The sequence below is a fragment of the Leucobacter allii genome, from assembly GCF_022919155.1.
Taxonomy (GTDB): domain Bacteria; phylum Actinomycetota; class Actinomycetes; order Actinomycetales; family Microbacteriaceae; genus Leucobacter; species Leucobacter allii.
Genome location: NZ_CP095045.1, coordinates 2,644,532 through 2,660,015, shown reverse-complemented (window position 1 = coordinate 2,660,015; position 15,484 = coordinate 2,644,532). Strand labels below are relative to the sequence as shown.

The following is a 15,484-nucleotide window of genomic DNA, read 5'->3' as shown; positions in this document are numbered from 1 at the left end:
CGCGCCGTAGACTGGGAGGCATGTTCGGTCGAGAGCGCAGATCCAAGCGCGTCGCACGCCCCGTCCCGAGGCGGCACGGGCGGCGGCCGATCCGCTCCTCGGTCACGGGCGCGAGTCTGCCCGACCCCGCCGGCCGCTTCCCCCGCTTCGAAGCGGATGCGCGCGGCGCCGTCGAGGTGCTGCAGTCGCACTTCCCCGACGAGCTCCGCGGCGTGCGGATCGGCTTCCAGACCGCGCCGAGCGGTGCGGGGGACAGCCGCTTCCCGCTCCTCTACGCCGTCGACCGGCGCGCGCGCAGCATTGTGCTGTTCCGCATGCCGATCCAGCGAGCCCGCGGTCTGCACGTCAACGACGAGGAGCACCGGCGCTACTTCGTGGAGCACTGCGTCTACCTCGCCGTCTGCGAGTACCTCGGGCGGGAGCCCTGGGACCTGCTGCCCGGCCGCTTCGACCACTACTGAGCGCGCGAGCGGGAACGCATCCCTCGGCGGATCCTGGGAGAGTGCGGAGGACACCGTGGCGCCTCGCTGGGGATCTCCTGAATTGCGTCCATAATGGGTCACATGAGCGCTCGCATCTTGGTGGTTGACGATGACAGGGCCCTGGCCGAGATGCTCGCCATGGTGATCCAGGCCGAGGGGTTCTCCACGGAGTACTCGGCGGACGGAGCCGAAGCCGTCGAGAGGTTCCGCGAGATGCGTCCCGACCTCGTGCTGCTCGACGTCATGCTGCCGGGTCTCGACGGCATCGAGGTGTGCGAGCGCATCCGCGCCGAGTCCGGCGTGCCGATCATCATGCTCACCGCGCGCACGGACACCCGCGACGTGGTGCGCGGGCTCGAAGCCGGCGCCGACGACTACATCGTGAAGCCCTTCAACCCGGCCGAGCTCATCGCCCGCATCCGCGCGCGCCTGCGCGAGCCCCAGCAGGACGCGAGCGAGACGCTGCGCATCGGCGACCTCACGATCGACGTCGCGGCGCACGAGGTGCGCCGCGGCACCCAGACGATCCCGCTGACGCCGCTCGAGTTCGACCTCCTCGTGATCCTGGCGCGCAAGCCCCAGCAGGTCTTCACCCGGGAGATCCTGCTCGAGAAGGTCTGGGGGTACCAGTACAAGGCCGACACGCGTCTCGTGAACGTGCACGTGCAGCGCCTGCGGGCGAAGATCGAGCAGGATCCGGATCACCCGACGATCGTCACGACGGTGCGCGGCGTCGGGTACCGCGCGGGCGTCCCCGTCGAGTAGGACGCGCGCATGAAGCCCTCCGGCGGCCGCTCGCGCGCCTCCGCGGCGCTGCGCCGTCTCCGCCTGCGCTGGGCGCGCGCGACGGCGCCGGTGCTCGGACCGTTCCGGGCGCGCTGGCGGCGCTCGCTGATGCTCCGCACGATGACGATCACGGGCCTCGTGACGGGCTGCATCATCCTCGTCGCCGGACTGTTCCTGCTCACGAGCGTGACGGACGACCTGTACTCCTCCCGTCGCGACCAGGCGCTCGAGGACTCCGCGCGGGCCACGCTGGCGGCGCAGCGGTGGATCGACGCCTCGGACGCGAGCGACCGCGGCGCGCTGTCGACCCTCGCGGCCACGGTGCGCCGCACGGTGCAGGACACCTCGGCGAGCCAGATGGTGTACCTCAGGCGTCAGCCGGGGCAGACCGCATTCCCTGAGGCACCGCCCTCCTCGACGACGGACGACATGCTGCCCGAGGCCGTGAGCCCCGAACTGGCCCGCACCCTCGCGGCGTCTCCCGATCCCCAGCACTGGCAGTCGGTCACCTTCACGGCCGCCGACGGCACGCTCTCCCCGGGCATCGTGGTCGCCTCCACCCTCGAGTTCCCCGGCGGCGCGGGCACCTACGACCTCTACATCGGCTACGACCTCGCCGACACCCAGGACACGCTGAGCTTCATCCAGCGCACCCTGCTCATCACCGCGGCGGCGATGATGGCGTTCATCGGCATCCTCGTATGGATCATGACGCGCATCGTCTTCCGTCCCATCCGGGCCGCGGCCGACGCGAGCCGGCTGCTCGCGTCCGGTGTGGCTGACGCGCGCATGCCGCGGCAGAACGACGAGCACTTCGACGTGCTCTCCGACGGCTTCAACGACATGGCGGACACCCTTCAGGCGCGCATCCGCGAGCTCGACGAGCTCTCCGAGATGCAGCAGCGCTTCGTCTCGGACGTCTCCCACGAGCTGCGCACGCCCCTCACGACGATCCGCCTGGTGGGGGAGGTGCTGCAGGGCGGCGCGGACGGCCTCGAACCCGGGCAGCAGCGGGCGGTCGAGGTGCTGGGCGATCAGATCGAGCGCTTCGAGTCGCTGCTCGCCGACCTCCTCGAGATCTCCCGCTACGACGCGGGCAGGGTCACGCTCGAGACGGATGCCACCAATCTCGTCGCGCTCGCCCACGACGTCGTGGAGGGGCTGCAGCCGCTCTCCGCCGGGCTCATCGAGGTCCGCGCACTCGGAGGCTACGCCCCCGTCGAGGTCGATGCGCGGCGGATCCGGCGCATCGTCTCGAATCTCGTGGGCAACGCGATCGAGCACGGCGAGGGGAAGCCCATCGTCGTCGCGATCGACTCGAACGCGCAGGCCGTCGCGGTCTCGGTGCGCGACTGGGGGATCGGCATGTCCGCCGCCGACCTCGAGCACGTCTTCGACCGCTTCTGGCGGGCGGACCCCTCGCGCACGCGCACGCTCGGCGGCACCGGCCTCGGGCTCGCGATCGCGCAGGAGGACGCCGCGGTGCACGGCGGGATCCTCGAGGCGTGGTCGGCGCTCGGGAGGGCTCCAACTTCCGTCTCACGCTGCCGCGCGGGGACGGCGTGACGAGCTACCTCTCGCCGCTGCCGCTCGTGCCGGACGACGTGGAAGCCGCGAGCGAGGTCGAGAAGACGGGCGGCTGGCTGCGGCGACCGGGGCGGCGCATCCGGAAGGAGAAGCGGCGATGAGCGCGAAGGTGCAGGGCGGGCGCGGTGCCCGAACGGGCAGGCGGCTGGCTGCGGCGACCGGGGCGGTGCTCGCCCTGCTGCTGGCCGGCTGCACCTCGATCCCCGGCGCGGGATCGGTGCAGACGGGGCTGAAGGATCTGGAGCGCGTCGAGCAGGCCTCGATCCGCTACAACGCCGATGGTCCCGTCGCCGGGGCGAGCCAGGAGGACATCGCGCGCGCCTTCGTGGTCGCGGCGATCTCGCCCACCGACGACTACGCGGTCGCACGCGAGTTCCTCGTGCCCGAGTACGCCGCGCAGTGGGATCCGTCCTACGGCGTGCTCGTCGACGACGGCAGCCGGAGCTACACGGCCGACGGCGCCGCGGCCGGCGTGATGTCGCTGTCCGCGACCGCGAAGGTCGACGCCGACGGGGTGCTGCTTCCCGTGGGGCCCGGTCCGGAGACCGAGCTCCGGTTCGAGTTTGAGCGCGTCGGGGGCGAGTGGCGCATCTCCTCGGCCCCCGCGGGGATCATCCTGGACAGCACGAAGTTCCAGGAGATCTGGACGCCGCAGCAGCTCTACTTCGTCGGCGCGGGCAATGTGCTCGTGCCCGAGACCCGCTGGTACCTCGCCCGGTCCTCGCTCGCGACCGAGATCGTGGGAGCACTGCTGGACGGCCCCGGCGAGCGCATGCGGGAGGCGGTGCACAGCGGCTTCCCCGCGGGCACCGCGCTCGTGTCGAGCTCGGTGCCGATCGTGGACGGCCGCGCGCGGATCGATCTCACGGCGGAGCTCCTCGAGGCCGGAGCGCCCGCGATGGCGGAGGTGCGCCAGCAGCTGGCGACGAGTCTGCAGTCGGTGGCGGGGGTCACGGGCTTCGAGCTGCTCGTGGAGGGCACCGAGGTCCGCGACACGCCAGGCGGCGCGAGCTCTGCCCCCGCGACCGTGAGCGAGGTGTCGAACCCGGCGGTGCTCACCGACGGGCGCTTCGGCACGCTCGTCTCGGGAGAGTTCACCGAACTCTCCGGCTACGCCGAGACGATCGCGGAGTACGAGCCGAGCGCGATCACGCTCGCCCTCGACGAGAGCGCGGCTGCCGTGCTCGGGCCCGAGGGCGCGACCCTGCTCGACGACGAGAACAGCGTGCTCATCGATCCGCGCCGCGAGCTGCTCGCCCCCGCCTTCGACCGCCTGGGCTTCGTCTGGACCGTGCAGGCGACGGCGCCGCAGACGCTGCAGCTCACCGCCAGGGACGGCACGGTCACGAGTGTGCCGGCCCCCTGGCTCGCGGGGCGCACGCCCGTCGCCGTGCGCGTGTCGCCCGACGGCGCGCGGATCGCGGCGCTCGTGACGAGCGACGCGGACAGCCAGGTGCTCGTCGCGGCGGTCGTCCGCGACGACGAGGGGCGCCCGACGGGGACGAGCGCCGAGGCCGACACGGTGCTCTGGGCCGAGGGAACCCCGGTCGACCTCGACTGGACCGGTCAGCGCGGAGTGGTCGTGCTCACGGCCGAGGGCAGCACCGTGCGGGTGAGCTCCTGCGCGCTCGGCCAGTTCCCGAGCGAGCTCGGCGCCGTGCAGGGCGGCGCGCGGGTGACCGGCGGCGGCGCGCGCTCGCAGATCCGTGTGCTCGGTGCGGACGGGGCGCTCTTCGCCGCGCAGAACAGCGGCTGGCAGCGGGTCGACGGCGGGATCGAGGTGCTCGCGAAGCGCGGCTAGGGGCTCAGGGGGCCAGCTGCACGCCGATCCGATGGGCCGTCTCTCGGAGCTCGGGCAGCCAGCCTTCCAGGGTGCCGACATCGAGACGATACTTCGGTCCGGCGATGCACAGTGCCGCGGCCACGCGGTCATCGGAATTCCTGACCGGCACGGCGATGGCGCGCACGTCGCGATCGTACTCCTCGTCGGTCAGCGCCCAGTCCTGCTCGGCGACCTGAGCGATCGTTTCGAGCAACCGCTCGCGCGAGGTGATGGTGTGCTCCGTGTATGCCCTGAGTTCGAGGCCCGCGAGCGTCGTCGCCAGTTCCTCCGGTTCCAGTGCCGCGAGCAGCACTTTGCCCGTGGACGTCGCCCAGAGCGGCTCGCGTTGGCCGACGGTCCCTCGAATGGTGATCGAGCGGTCGGCCCCGACCTTTTCCAGAAACATGGCGCTCCCGTCCGCGAGCACTGCGAGCTGGATGGTCTCTCCCGTCAGATCGGCGAGTTCGCGCATGAGCGGGCGGGCGATCTGCGAGATCGTCTGCACGGAGCGCACCCGGCTGGCGAGCTCGAAGATCCTCACGCCCAAGGTGTAGCGCTTGGTCGCCGAGTCGAAGGCGGCGAAACCCGTGGTCACGACGATGTTCAAGAGCCGGTGTGTGGTGCTGACGGGGAGACCGGTGGCCTTCACGATGTCTGTGAGTACCATGCCGTCTGGATGCTCGCCGAGCGCACCGAGAATGACGAGTCCGCGTTCGAGCATCCCTCGGGAATCCTCACGTGCCATGCTTCTCCTCGGGGTGACGTGGTGTTCGAAGACTACCGTGTTCGGAGGCGGTGCTCAGTCGAAGGCGTGCACGCCCGTGAAATCCGGGGCGCGGCGCTCGAGGAAGGCCGCAGCACCCTCCGCGGCCTCGCTCGTGCCGTAGTAGAGCTGACAGCTGTCGTCCGCGAGCTGCGCGACGCCGGCGAGTCCGTCCTCCTCGGCATTGACGCTCGATTTGAGCAGACGCAGCGCGGCGGGGGACATCTGCAGGAGTTCGCGGGCCCAGGCGACGCCGGTATCCAGGAGCTCCTCCGCGGGAACGACCGCGTTGACCAGGCCCCACTCCAGGGCGTTCCGGGCGGTATAGCGACGGCAGAGGAACCAGATCTCCTTGGCGCGCTTGTGCCCGATCTGCTTCGCGAGCAGATTGATCCCATAGCCGCCGTCGAAGCTGCCGACGCGCGGCCCGACCTGTCCGAACTGGGCGTGCTCGGCGGCGATCGAGAGATCGCAGACCTGATGGAGTACCTGGCCGCCGCCGATGGCGAATCCCGAGACCAGTGCGATGACGGGCTTCTCGATTCTCCGAATCGCCAGCTGGACGTCGGAGACGCTCGCGGGGCTGAGATGTTCAGGCCAATCCGTTCCAGCACGGTCCCCGGCGCGGACCGAGAGATCGGCTCCGGCGCAGAAGGCCGCGTCTCCGCGGCCGGTCAGCAGCACGACGCGCACGTTCCGATCGTGCCTCGCCCGCGCGAACGCGTGGGCGAGCTCGGCGCTCGTCAGCGGCCTGAAGGCATTGCGCTTCTCCGGGCGCTCGATCGTGATGAGCGCGATCCCGTCGGAGGTGGTCCGGTAGCTGATGTCGGTGAAGTCGCCCTGCGCGGTCCAGGCGGTGTCTGACTGAGCGTTCATGGTTCTCCCGGTGCGTGCATCATTCGCTCCATTGATTCTATTCAATGGAAAGTCGTTTTATTGAGCAGAACTGAACCTTGCCTTCGCTGCGGTTCTCGTGAATACTAACTGCTAGTTCCACAAAACAGGAAATGTTTCTGTCAGATGGAATCGAGTGACGTGCAGCAACCAGGAGAGGAACGCATGAAGCGAATCGGTGTGGACGCGGGAGGCACCTTCACGGACGCCGTGTTCTGGGACGAGGAGACCGGACTGATCAGCAGCGCCAAGGTCTCCTCCCGGAAGGACGACCCGGCCGGCGCGGTCGTGGCCGCCGCGAGCCGAGTGGTCGCCCATGCGGATGACGCGTCCCTGTCGGACCTCAGGGACCTCGTGCACGGGACGACGATCGGCACGAACGTCTCCCTCGAACGCAACGGGCCGCGCACGGCGATCCTCGCCACCCGGGGGTTCCGCGATGTCCTCGAGATCGCACGGCTGACGCGCTCCTCCGAGGCGCTCTACGATCTGCTGTCGCCCGGGCCCGCGCCTCTCGTGGCCCGCAAGGACCGCTTCGAGGTCGCTGAGCGCATCGATCGCGACGGTTCCGTCGTGACGGAACTCGATGAGGAAGGGGTGCGCGAAGCCGCGCGTTCGATGTCCTCGCGGGGCATCTCGAGCGTCGCGGTCAGCTTCCTCTACTCCTATCTCAACGCCGACCACGAGCGCCGTGCCGCCGAGTTGATCCGAGAGGAGGCGCCGGAGATCAGCGTCTCGCTTTCGAGCGAGATCCTGCCCCAGACGCGCGAGTACGAGCGGACCTCCACGACGGCTCTGAACGCCTACCTGGCCCCCGTCTGCGCGCCCTACCTCGCCCACCTCACCGACCAGGTGCAGGCGTGGCGGGAGGGATTGCAGACCTGGATCATGCAGTCCAACGGCGGCGTGACGACGCCGCAGCGCGCCGCAGAGCACCCCGTGAACCTCCTGCTGTCCGGGCCGAGCGGCGGCGTCGTGGCCGGGCGCTGGATCTCCCGGCAGACGGGGATCGCGAACACGATCACGGTCGACATGGGCGGCACGAGCTTCGACGTCGCCCTGCTCGCGGACGGCAGAATACCGCTCACCACCGCACGCGAGGTGATGGAGATGCCCGTGCGGGTGCCCACCGTCGATATCGAGACGATCGGTACCGGGGGCGGCAGCATCGCCTACGTCGACAGCGGCGGGCAGTTCCTCGTCGGCCCGCGGAGCGCCGGAGCCGTCCCCGGCCCCGTCTGCTACGGCCGCGGAGGCACCGAGCCCACGGTCACCGACGCGAACGCGGTCCTCGGGATCCTCGCCGATGGTGCCGAGCTCGGCGACGACGTCGTCGTCGATCGCGGGCTCGCCGAGGACGCGTGCGCCAGGCTCGGAGCGAAGCTCGGACTCGACCCGATCGAGACCGCTCTGGGCATCCGGCGGATCAGCAATGCCGCGATGGCGGGAGCGGTGCGCGCGATCTCGGTCGGCCGCGGGCACGACCCGCGGGACTTCGCGCTCAACGCCTTCGGCGGTGCGGGCCCCATGCACGCCGCGGACATCGCGCTGGAGATGTCCATCCCGACCGTGATCGTCCCGCCCGTCGCCGGATGCCTCTCGGCGGTGGGGCTCGTCGTCTCGGACGTGCTCCACAACCACGCGGCGAGTTTCCAGATGCGGCTCGACGGACGGGCCATCCCCGCGCTGGCCGCGACCCTGAGCGGGCTCAGGCGCCGAGCCGTCGAGGAACTCGCCGACGACGGTATCCCGTCCGAGCGGCAGACGGTGCAACTCGCGCTCGACCTGAGCTACGTGGGCCAGAACACCGCCATCACCGTCGAGGTCGACGAGGGCTTCGACGCGGGGTGGATCGCCCGGACGGTCGAGAGGTTCCACGCCATGCACGAGCGCGTCAACGGCTTCCGGGTCGACGGCGAGCCCATCGACATCACGACGGCGCGGGTCGGCGGCGCCGGCTCGATCACCCGCACGGATCTCCGGCCGGCGCCGCCATCGACCGAGGCGCCGCGATCGCACGGGTCCAGATCGCTCGTCGTGTCGCCCACGCAGATCCTCGACGTGCCGCTCTTCCGCCGGGAGCTGCTGCTCCCGGGGCAGCGGATCGAGGGTGCCGCCGTGATCGAATCGAACGACACCACCTTCGTCGTGCCCGGCGGATCGCTGACGCGGGTCGACGGCTACGGCAATCTCTTGCTCACCCTGGGAGGACACCGATGACCATCGCCCCACTCGCCGAGATCGGATCCGGGCCGCTTCCCGGCACCGGGCTCGACCCGATCACCCTCTCCGTCATGGACTCCGGCCTGCGCACCGCGGTCGCCGAGATGAAGTCCGTCGTGCTGCGCACGGCCTACTCGAACCTCTGGCGCGAGGCGGGCGATCTGTCCTGCGGGTTGCTCGACGCGCACGGGGACATCGTCGCCCAAGGGGTCGGGGACATCCCCATCCATCTCGCGAGCATGCCGACGTCGATGCGCGGCCTGCTCGCGAGGATCCCTGCGGAGACCCTCGAGCCGGGCGATGTGCTCCTGCAGAACGACCCGTACCAGGGCAACAACCACATGCCGGACTTCATCATGGCGAAGCCGATCTTCTCCGAGGACAGGCTCATCGCCTTCGCGGCGGTCCGCGGCCACTACGTGGACATCGGAGGTCCGACTCCGGGCAGCTACAATCTGCGGGCGACGGATCTCTACGGGGAAGGGCTCCGCATGCCCCCGGTGAAGCTCTACCGCCGCGGGGAGCTCAACGAGGAGATCGTCTCGATCATCTCCCTGAACGTGCGCAACTCGGCGGAGCGCCTGGGGGACATGCGTTCCCAGTACGCCGGCTGCCTGGCCGCCGAGCGGCGCCTGCTCGACTACTGCGAGCGCTACGGGACGGAGGTCGTGGAGCAGGCCATGCGCGAGGTCCTGGACGTGAGCGAACGGCGGGCCAGGACGGCCTTCCGCGAGATGCCGGACGGGCGCTACGAGTTCGCCGACACCGTGGACGGCGACGGGTTCAGCGATGAGCCGGTCGAGATCCGCGTCGCGCTCACGATCGACGGCGACGAGGTCGAGGTCGACTTCACCGGGACCTCTCCGCAGGCGAGAGGCGGAATCAACAGCCCGCTGGCGGTGACGCTCTCCGCGACGTACTTCGCGCTCAAGGCCGTCGCGGAGCCCCACACCTCGTCGAACTCCGGCTCATACCGGCCGGTCACCATCGTCACGCCCGAGGGCACCGTGATCAACCCCCACGCACCGGCACCGGTGGTCGCGGGCAACCACGAGACCTCCGCCCGGATCGCCGACGTCGTGCTCGGAGCCCTGTCGCAGGCGGTGCCCGGACGCGTATGCGCGGCCGGCACCGGCAGCTCGACCGTCCTCATCATCGGGCGCGACGGCGTGGTGGACGACAGCATCATGTACGAGGTGCACGGTGCCGGGCAAGGTGCGAACATCGGCGTCGACGGATCGCACGCGCGCCGGACGAGCATCGGGAATACCGGAAACACCCCGGTCGAAGTGCTCGAGGGCAATCATCCGATCCGTGTGATCGGCTATGAGATCCGTCAGGACGGCGGGGGTGCGGGGCGCTATCGGGGCGGGAACGGAATCACGCGGATCGTCGAGTTCACCGAGGAGTCGACGGTCACGATCGTCGCGGATCGGGACCGCAGTCATCCCTACGGCCTCGCCGGAGGGCACCAGGGGGAGACGGCGTCCTTCGTGCTCACCCTGCCGGACGGCACCGAGGAGCGTCTCGGCGGGAAGACGGTGCGCTCCGGAGTGCCGGCCGGTGCCGTGCTGCGGCTCACCTGCGCCGGTGCCGGAGGGTACGGAGACCCGTCGCTGCGCCCCCCGGCCGAGGTGCAGGCCGATCTCGACGACGGCTACCTCTCGCCCGAGCGGGCACGCGCGAGCTACGGCGTCGACGTGGTGGAGGACGAGAGCCGGGTCGAGGGCCGGTACCTGATCGCGACGGGAGCGGAACGATGAACGGCGCGGACGCTTCACCGGTCGACCGCGCGGATCGGGTCATCCCGGGCGCCTGCTTCGGGTACACGCGGATCCCCGACGAGGACGCGTTCGTCGCGAGTCATGGCCGGGGCTCGCGGATCTTCACGACCGCGGAGACGGAGCTCGTCGACTACACGCTCGGCTCCGGTCCACTGCTCGTCGGGCACGCGCATCCGCGGGTGACACGGGCGATCGCGGAGCAGGCCGCGAAGGGCACGCACTTCTACGCGATGAACGAGCCGGCGATCTCGCTCGCGGAGCTCATCGTGGAGTCGGTGCCGCGAGTCGAGGCGGTCAAGTTCTGCGCCGACGGGTCGCAGGCGACGTTCTTCGCGATGCGGCTGGCCCGCGCGGCGACGGGTCGCGAGACGGTGATGAAGTTCGCCGGCGCCTACCACGGCCACCACGACTACGCGCTGCCGAGCTTCCCCGGCGTCCCAGAGGATCGCGGCGCGGTCGGCGCCGACTCGCTCGGGATCCCGGCTGGGGCCACCGAGAAGATCGTGGTCGCGGGGTTCAACGACCTCGTCAGTGCGCAGGACATGGCGCGCGCGCACCGGGGCGATCTCGCGGCGATCATCGTCGAGCCGGTGCAGCGTTCGCTGCCGCCCGCCCCAGGGTTCCTGCAAGGGCTGCGGGAGCTCGCGGACGAAACCGGGGCGCTGCTCATCTTCGACGAGGTCGTGACGGGGTTCCGTCTGAGCCGGGGCGGCGCCCAGGAGCGATACGGCGTCCACGCCGATCTCGTCGCCCTCGGCAAAGCGGTCGGCGGGGGCACGGCGGTCGGCGCCGTGGCGGCGAGTCGCGAGCTCATCGAGTACCTGGTCCCCGGCTCGCCCGGGGCGAGCCAGCGTTCGTTCATGAGCGGCACGCTCAACGGCAATCCGCTCGGAGCCGCGGCCGGGCTCGCGCTGCTGCGGGAGCTCGACGAGGCGCGCGGACGCGAGGCGATCGCCGCCCACGTCGCCGAGGTGTCCGCGGGGCTGCGGGACCTCGCGCAGAGCAAGTCGATCGCCCTCGACCTCGTCGGACCGGACGTCTTCTTCGACGTCGTATTCGCACCGCGGGAGCCGGTTGTCGATCTCGCGAGCTACCTCTCGAGCGACCGGGCCGCATCGACGAGGTTCGGTGCCGAGATGCTGCATCGCGGTATCTACGTCGTGCCGGGGGCGAAGTTCTACGTCTCCTCGGCGCACACCTCGGCGGACGCCGAGCGCTTCCTCGCGGCGGCCGATGCCGCCCTCGATGTCGTCGCCTCCGTGCACGACGTCGCCCAGTGAACGAACGAACGAACGGGAGTCAAGCATGACCAGGGGCAAGTACGATCCGGTCGCGATCACCGCGGCAGTCACCGGCGGAGACGTCCTGCCGAGCCAGAGCTCGGCGATTCCGTGCCGAGTGGAAGACGTCGTGACGCAGTCCGTCGCGGCCGTCGAGGCGGGGGCATCGGTGATCCACCTGCACGCGCGGGACGATGACGGTCGGCCGAGCGCCGACCAGCGGCGCTTCATCGAGATCGTCGAGGGGATCCGCGAGCGCGTGGACGCCGTCATCAGCATCTCGACCGGCGGGTCACCGCACATGACGGCCGAGGAGCGCCTCGCCGGCGCTCTGGTGACCCGGCCCGAGCTCGCGACCTTCAATCTCGGGACGATGAACTACGAGGGGTACCCCGACCCGGCCAGATGGCCGAGCGTGCAGCACGCCTGGGAGCGGGAGGTGCTCGAGCGCAGCGGGACGGTCGTGTTCACGAACACTCTCGCCATGCTGCGCGACTTCGCCGCCAGGTTCAAGGAGCAGCGCATCACCCCCGAACTCGAGATCTACGATCTCAGCCACATCGGCATGGCGCGCTACCTCATCGATGCCGGAGTGCTCGAGGCGCCGGTGCGCGTGCAGTTCGTCCTCGGCGTGCTCGGCGGTGCGGGGAACGACCTGGAGGATCTCTTCCACCTGCACGCGACGGCGAGGCGCGTGCTCGGCGACGACCTCGGCGTCGTCGGGGTCGCGGCGACGGGGTACCCCATGCAGTTCCGCCACGCCTCGCTCGCCGCGGGGATGGGGCTCGACGTGCGCGTCGGACTCGAGGACAGTCTGCGGATGACGCGCGCCGAGCAGGCCGGGCAGAACGCCGACCTGGTCGAGGTCGCCGCCCGTCTCGTCACCCTGCAGGGCCGCGCGCTGCAGACCCCCGACGAGGTGCGCGCCGGGCTGGGTCCGTGGTGGAGCGCGTCGTGACACCCGGCGCGCTCGACGGGCGCGTGGCCGTGGTCTCCGGAGGGGCGGGAGGCATCGGGCAGGCGACCGCCAGGCGGCTCTCCGCCCTCGGCGCGCGCGTCGCGGTCGTGGACATCGACCCGGATCGCGCTGCTGCGGCGGCGGCGCAGATCGAGGGAGCTGCGGGATTCTCGGCCGACGTGACGGACGCTCGTTCGGTCTCCGACACCGTCGAGGACGTCGTCGCCGCTTTCGGCACCGTCGACGTCCTCGTGAACAACGCGGGGATCACGCGGGACAACCTCCTGTTCCGGATGACCGACGAGGACTGGGACGCCGTCATCGCGGTGCACCTCCGCGGTGCGTTCCTGCTGAGCCGCGCGGTGCAGCAGCACATGGTCGCGCAGCGATCGGGTCGCATCGTCAATCTGTCGAGCATCGCCGCCGGCGGGAATCGGGGCCAGGCGAACTATTCGGCGGCGAAGGCCGGGCTCGAGGGCTTCACCCGCACCCTCGCGATCGAACTCGGGCCGTTCGGCATCACGGCGAACACGATCGGCCCGGGCTACATCAGCACGGCGATGACGGACGCCACCGCGGTACGCCTCGGCGCGGATCCCGAGGCGTACCGCGCGCAGACGGCGGAGATCACGCCCCTGCGCCGCGTGGGGACGCCCGAGGATGTCGCCGCCGCCGTCGCCTTCCTCGCGGGGGACGACGCGGCGTTCATCACCGGGCAGGTCCTGTATGTTGACGGCGGGCTGTCGCTGTGATGCGTCGGACGATGGCCGAGCTGCTCGAGATGACCGGGGCGGCGCTCGAACCATCGGAGCCCTTCGCCGTGGTACAAGAGGACGTCGACCGCTTCGCGGCGATCTCGGGGGATGCGCAATGGATCCATGTGGATCCGGCGCGGGCGGTCACGGGGCCGTTCGGCGGCACCATCGTGCACGGGTACCTGCTGCTGTCGCTGCTCGGCGGATACTGGACGCGCACGCTCCGGGTCGCGGATGCGGCTGAGGGCCTCAACTACGGCCTCGACCGGGTGCGCTTCATCGCCCCGGTCCGCGTCGGCGCCGTACTCGAGATCCGCGGCGTCATCGTCCGTGCGAAGGAACTGGAGGCCCCGCGCCGCGGAATCCGTCTCCACGCCGATCTCGAGATCCGCGACTGCGCCGCCGATCATCCCTGCGTCGTCGCGAGGACGATCGTCCAGTACGCGCGCTGACGCGCATTCCCTCCCCACGACCCCGACAACACCTCAGAAGGAGCACCCCGATGGGCCTGTACCCCCAGTGCGACGTGTACGACTACGCCTCCGAGCTCACCCCGGCGGAACGCTCCGCGATCCTGCGATTGCGGGCCTTCCTGGATGCTGAGGTCGCGCCGATCGTGGACGACCATTGGGAGCGGGGACTGTTCCCCGAGCACCTCATCGAGCGCATCGCCGGGCTGCGGCTCCTCGACCCCGAGGAACTGCGACGCGCCGGGGAGGCCGTGCGGCCGCTGTTCGAGGGCTTCAGGCTCTTCGAGATCGCGCGGGTCGACGCGTCGATGGCGACGTACTTCAGCGGTCAGGCGACGATGATCACGAGTGCGATCCTCCACGGCGCCTCGGACGAGCAGCGGGCGGGACTCATGCGGCAGGTGGTCGAGTACCGGCTCCGCGGGGTCTTCGCGATCACTGAGCCGGAGCACGGCAGCGATGTCGCCCGCGGACTCGAATCGACGGCAGTCCGCGATGGCGACGAGTGGGTGCTGAACGGGGCGAAGCGCTGGATCGGGAGCGCCGCATATGCGACTCACGTGTGCGTGGTGGCGAAGGAGGAATCGAGCGGCGCGATGCGCGCGTTCCTCGTCCCCCGGGACTCGGCGGGCTTTGAGATCTCGAGGATTCCGCAGAAGGCCTCGCTCAGGATCGTGAACAACGCCGACATCGTCATGCGCGACGTACGGGTCCCCGATTCGCTGCGCCTGCACGGGGTCGACACGTTCGCGGACGTCGCCAGGATGCTCCGGCACATGCGGGCGAGCGTCGTGTGGCTCGCGGCCGGCCTGCAGGCCGGGGCCTACGAGGCCGCCCTGCGCTACATCGCCACACGCGAGCAGTTCGGTCGCCCGCTGGCCCGGTTCCAACTCGTGCAGGGCAAGGTCGCGCGCATGTTGGACAACGTCACGGCGGGTCTCGGATACGCTTCCCGCGTCGCCCGGATGCACGAGGAGGGCAAGTACGCGGACGAGCATTCGGCGCTGGCCAAGTACGCCGTCTCGCGCATGATGCGCGAGACCGTGGCCATCGCCCGCGAGCTCTGCGGAGGCAACGGCATCGTCCTCGGCACGGGCGTCATGCGGCACTTCTGCGACGCCGAGGCCGTCTACACCTACGAGGGGACCGACGAGATCTCCGGGCTGGTCGCGACGCGGGCCGCGACGGGGACGGGGGCGTTCGTATGACGCCGATCGTGAGCTTCCACGGCATCGCGCACCCGTGGCTGTGCGATGCGAACGGGCACCTCAACACCCGGCACTACGTCGGCGCCTTCGACGACGCCGCCCAGCATTTCCTCGCGGAGATCGGCGGAAAGCCGGGGGAGGGGTTCGGCTGGGCCGACGTCTCCCAGCGCATCACGTATCTGCGCGAGGTCTCGCTCGGGGCGTTGTTCACCGTGGACTGCGACGTGCAACGGGTCGGGCGGAGCTCGATCGACTATCTCCAGCGGCTGACGACGCTCGGGGATGAGGAGCCGGCGGCGATCGTCGAAGCGGTGACGGTGCGCTTCGATCTCCGGCGGCGTCGCGCCTCACCGCTGCCCGAGGCCTTCGCCGACCGGGCGCGCGAGCTCCTCGTCGATGGGCCGGTCGCGGAGACCACCGCATGAGACACGAGGGATTCGCGCACGTGAAGTTCGTGTTTCAGCTCCGGCTC

Annotated in this window: 15 protein-coding genes; 13 read left to right on the top strand and 2 right to left on the bottom strand. The window is 70.5% G+C overall.

Annotation, left to right across the window (positions count from 1 at the left end):
* The first annotated feature begins 20 nt into the window (after positions 1-20).
* The 5 genes from MUN78_RS12325 (at position 21) to MUN78_RS12310 (ending at position 4,656) form a co-directional block, all read left to right on the top strand.
* On the top strand, positions 21-461 hold the full coding sequence (locus MUN78_RS12325; protein ID WP_244690270.1) for a metallopeptidase family protein: 441 nt from the start codon (positions 21-23) through the stop codon (positions 459-461).
* A 102-nt stretch (positions 462-563) separates the two neighbouring features.
* The gene (mtrA, locus tag MUN78_RS12320; protein WP_244726784.1) at positions 564-1,247 is read left to right on the top strand and encodes an MtrAB system response regulator MtrA; all 684 of its coding nucleotides are present in this window, start codon (positions 564-566) and stop codon (positions 1,245-1,247) included.
* A 9-nt stretch (positions 1,248-1,256) separates the two neighbouring features.
* A complete protein-coding gene (gene mtrB, locus MUN78_RS12315; RefSeq protein WP_244726782.1) occupies positions 1,257-2,834 on the top strand; it encodes an MtrAB system histidine kinase MtrB in 1,578 nt (525 codons plus the stop codon).
* Positions 2,831-2,956: a hypothetical protein gene (locus MUN78_RS16705; RefSeq protein ID WP_255821008.1), complete on the top strand. Its 126-nt coding sequence runs from the start codon at positions 2,831-2,833 to the stop codon at positions 2,954-2,956. The genes mtrB and MUN78_RS16705 overlap by 4 nt, the downstream gene beginning before the upstream one ends.
* A complete protein-coding gene (locus MUN78_RS12310; protein ID WP_244726780.1) occupies positions 2,953-4,656 on the top strand; it encodes an LpqB family beta-propeller domain-containing protein in 1,704 nt (567 codons plus the stop codon). The genes MUN78_RS16705 and MUN78_RS12310 overlap by 4 nt, the downstream gene beginning before the upstream one ends.
* Positions 4,657-4,660: 4 nt before the next feature.
* On the opposite strand, the gene MUN78_RS12305 is transcribed toward MUN78_RS12310, so the two are convergent.
* Positions 4,661-5,398 (bottom strand): IclR family transcriptional regulator, encoded by a 738-nt coding sequence (locus MUN78_RS12305; RefSeq protein ID WP_244726778.1) that lies wholly within the window; start codon positions 5,396-5,398, stop codon positions 4,661-4,663.
* Positions 5,399-5,476: 78 nt separating this feature from the next.
* A complete protein-coding gene (locus tag MUN78_RS12300; RefSeq protein ID WP_244726776.1) occupies positions 5,477-6,316 on the bottom strand; it encodes an enoyl-CoA hydratase-related protein in 840 nt (279 codons plus the stop codon).
* 183 nt (positions 6,317-6,499) lie between these two features.
* On the opposite strand from MUN78_RS12300, the gene MUN78_RS12295 reads away from it, so the two are divergent.
* From MUN78_RS12295 to MUN78_RS12260, 8 genes are read left to right on the top strand one after another with little or no spacing between them, the layout of a single operon-like run.
* Entirely contained in the window at positions 6,500-8,554 is a 2,055-nt protein-coding gene (locus MUN78_RS12295) for a hydantoinase/oxoprolinase family protein (protein ID WP_244726774.1), read from the top strand.
* Positions 8,551-10,320 (top strand): hydantoinase B/oxoprolinase family protein, encoded by a 1,770-nt coding sequence (locus tag MUN78_RS12290; protein ID WP_244690257.1) that lies wholly within the window; start codon positions 8,551-8,553, stop codon positions 10,318-10,320. The genes MUN78_RS12295 and MUN78_RS12290 overlap by 4 nt, the downstream gene beginning before the upstream one ends.
* Positions 10,317-11,621, top strand: a complete 1,305-nt coding sequence (locus MUN78_RS12285) for an aspartate aminotransferase family protein (protein WP_244726772.1) — start codon at positions 10,317-10,319, stop codon at positions 11,619-11,621. Before MUN78_RS12290 ends, MUN78_RS12285 begins: the two co-directional genes overlap by 4 nt.
* A gap of 25 nt (positions 11,622-11,646) precedes the next feature.
* Positions 11,647-12,579: a beta-keto acid cleavage family enzyme gene (locus MUN78_RS12280; protein WP_244726770.1), complete on the top strand. Its 933-nt coding sequence runs from the start codon at positions 11,647-11,649 to the stop codon at positions 12,577-12,579.
* Positions 12,576-13,331 (top strand): 3-oxoacyl-ACP reductase FabG, encoded by a 756-nt coding sequence (gene fabG / locus MUN78_RS12275; RefSeq protein WP_244726768.1) that lies wholly within the window; start codon positions 12,576-12,578, stop codon positions 13,329-13,331. Before MUN78_RS12280 ends, fabG begins: the two co-directional genes overlap by 4 nt.
* An 11-nt stretch (positions 13,332-13,342) precedes the next feature.
* On the top strand, positions 13,343-13,786 hold the full coding sequence (locus MUN78_RS12270; protein WP_244726767.1) for a MaoC/PaaZ C-terminal domain-containing protein: 444 nt from the start codon (positions 13,343-13,345) through the stop codon (positions 13,784-13,786).
* Positions 13,787-13,836: 50 nt separating this feature from the next.
* Positions 13,837-15,012, top strand: a complete 1,176-nt coding sequence (locus MUN78_RS12265) for an acyl-CoA dehydrogenase family protein (RefSeq protein ID WP_244726765.1) — start codon at positions 13,837-13,839, stop codon at positions 15,010-15,012.
* Positions 15,009-15,437, top strand: a complete 429-nt coding sequence (locus MUN78_RS12260) for an acyl-CoA thioesterase (protein ID WP_244690245.1) — start codon at positions 15,009-15,011, stop codon at positions 15,435-15,437. Before MUN78_RS12265 ends, MUN78_RS12260 begins: the two co-directional genes overlap by 4 nt.
* Positions 15,438-15,484 lie beyond the last annotated feature (47 nt).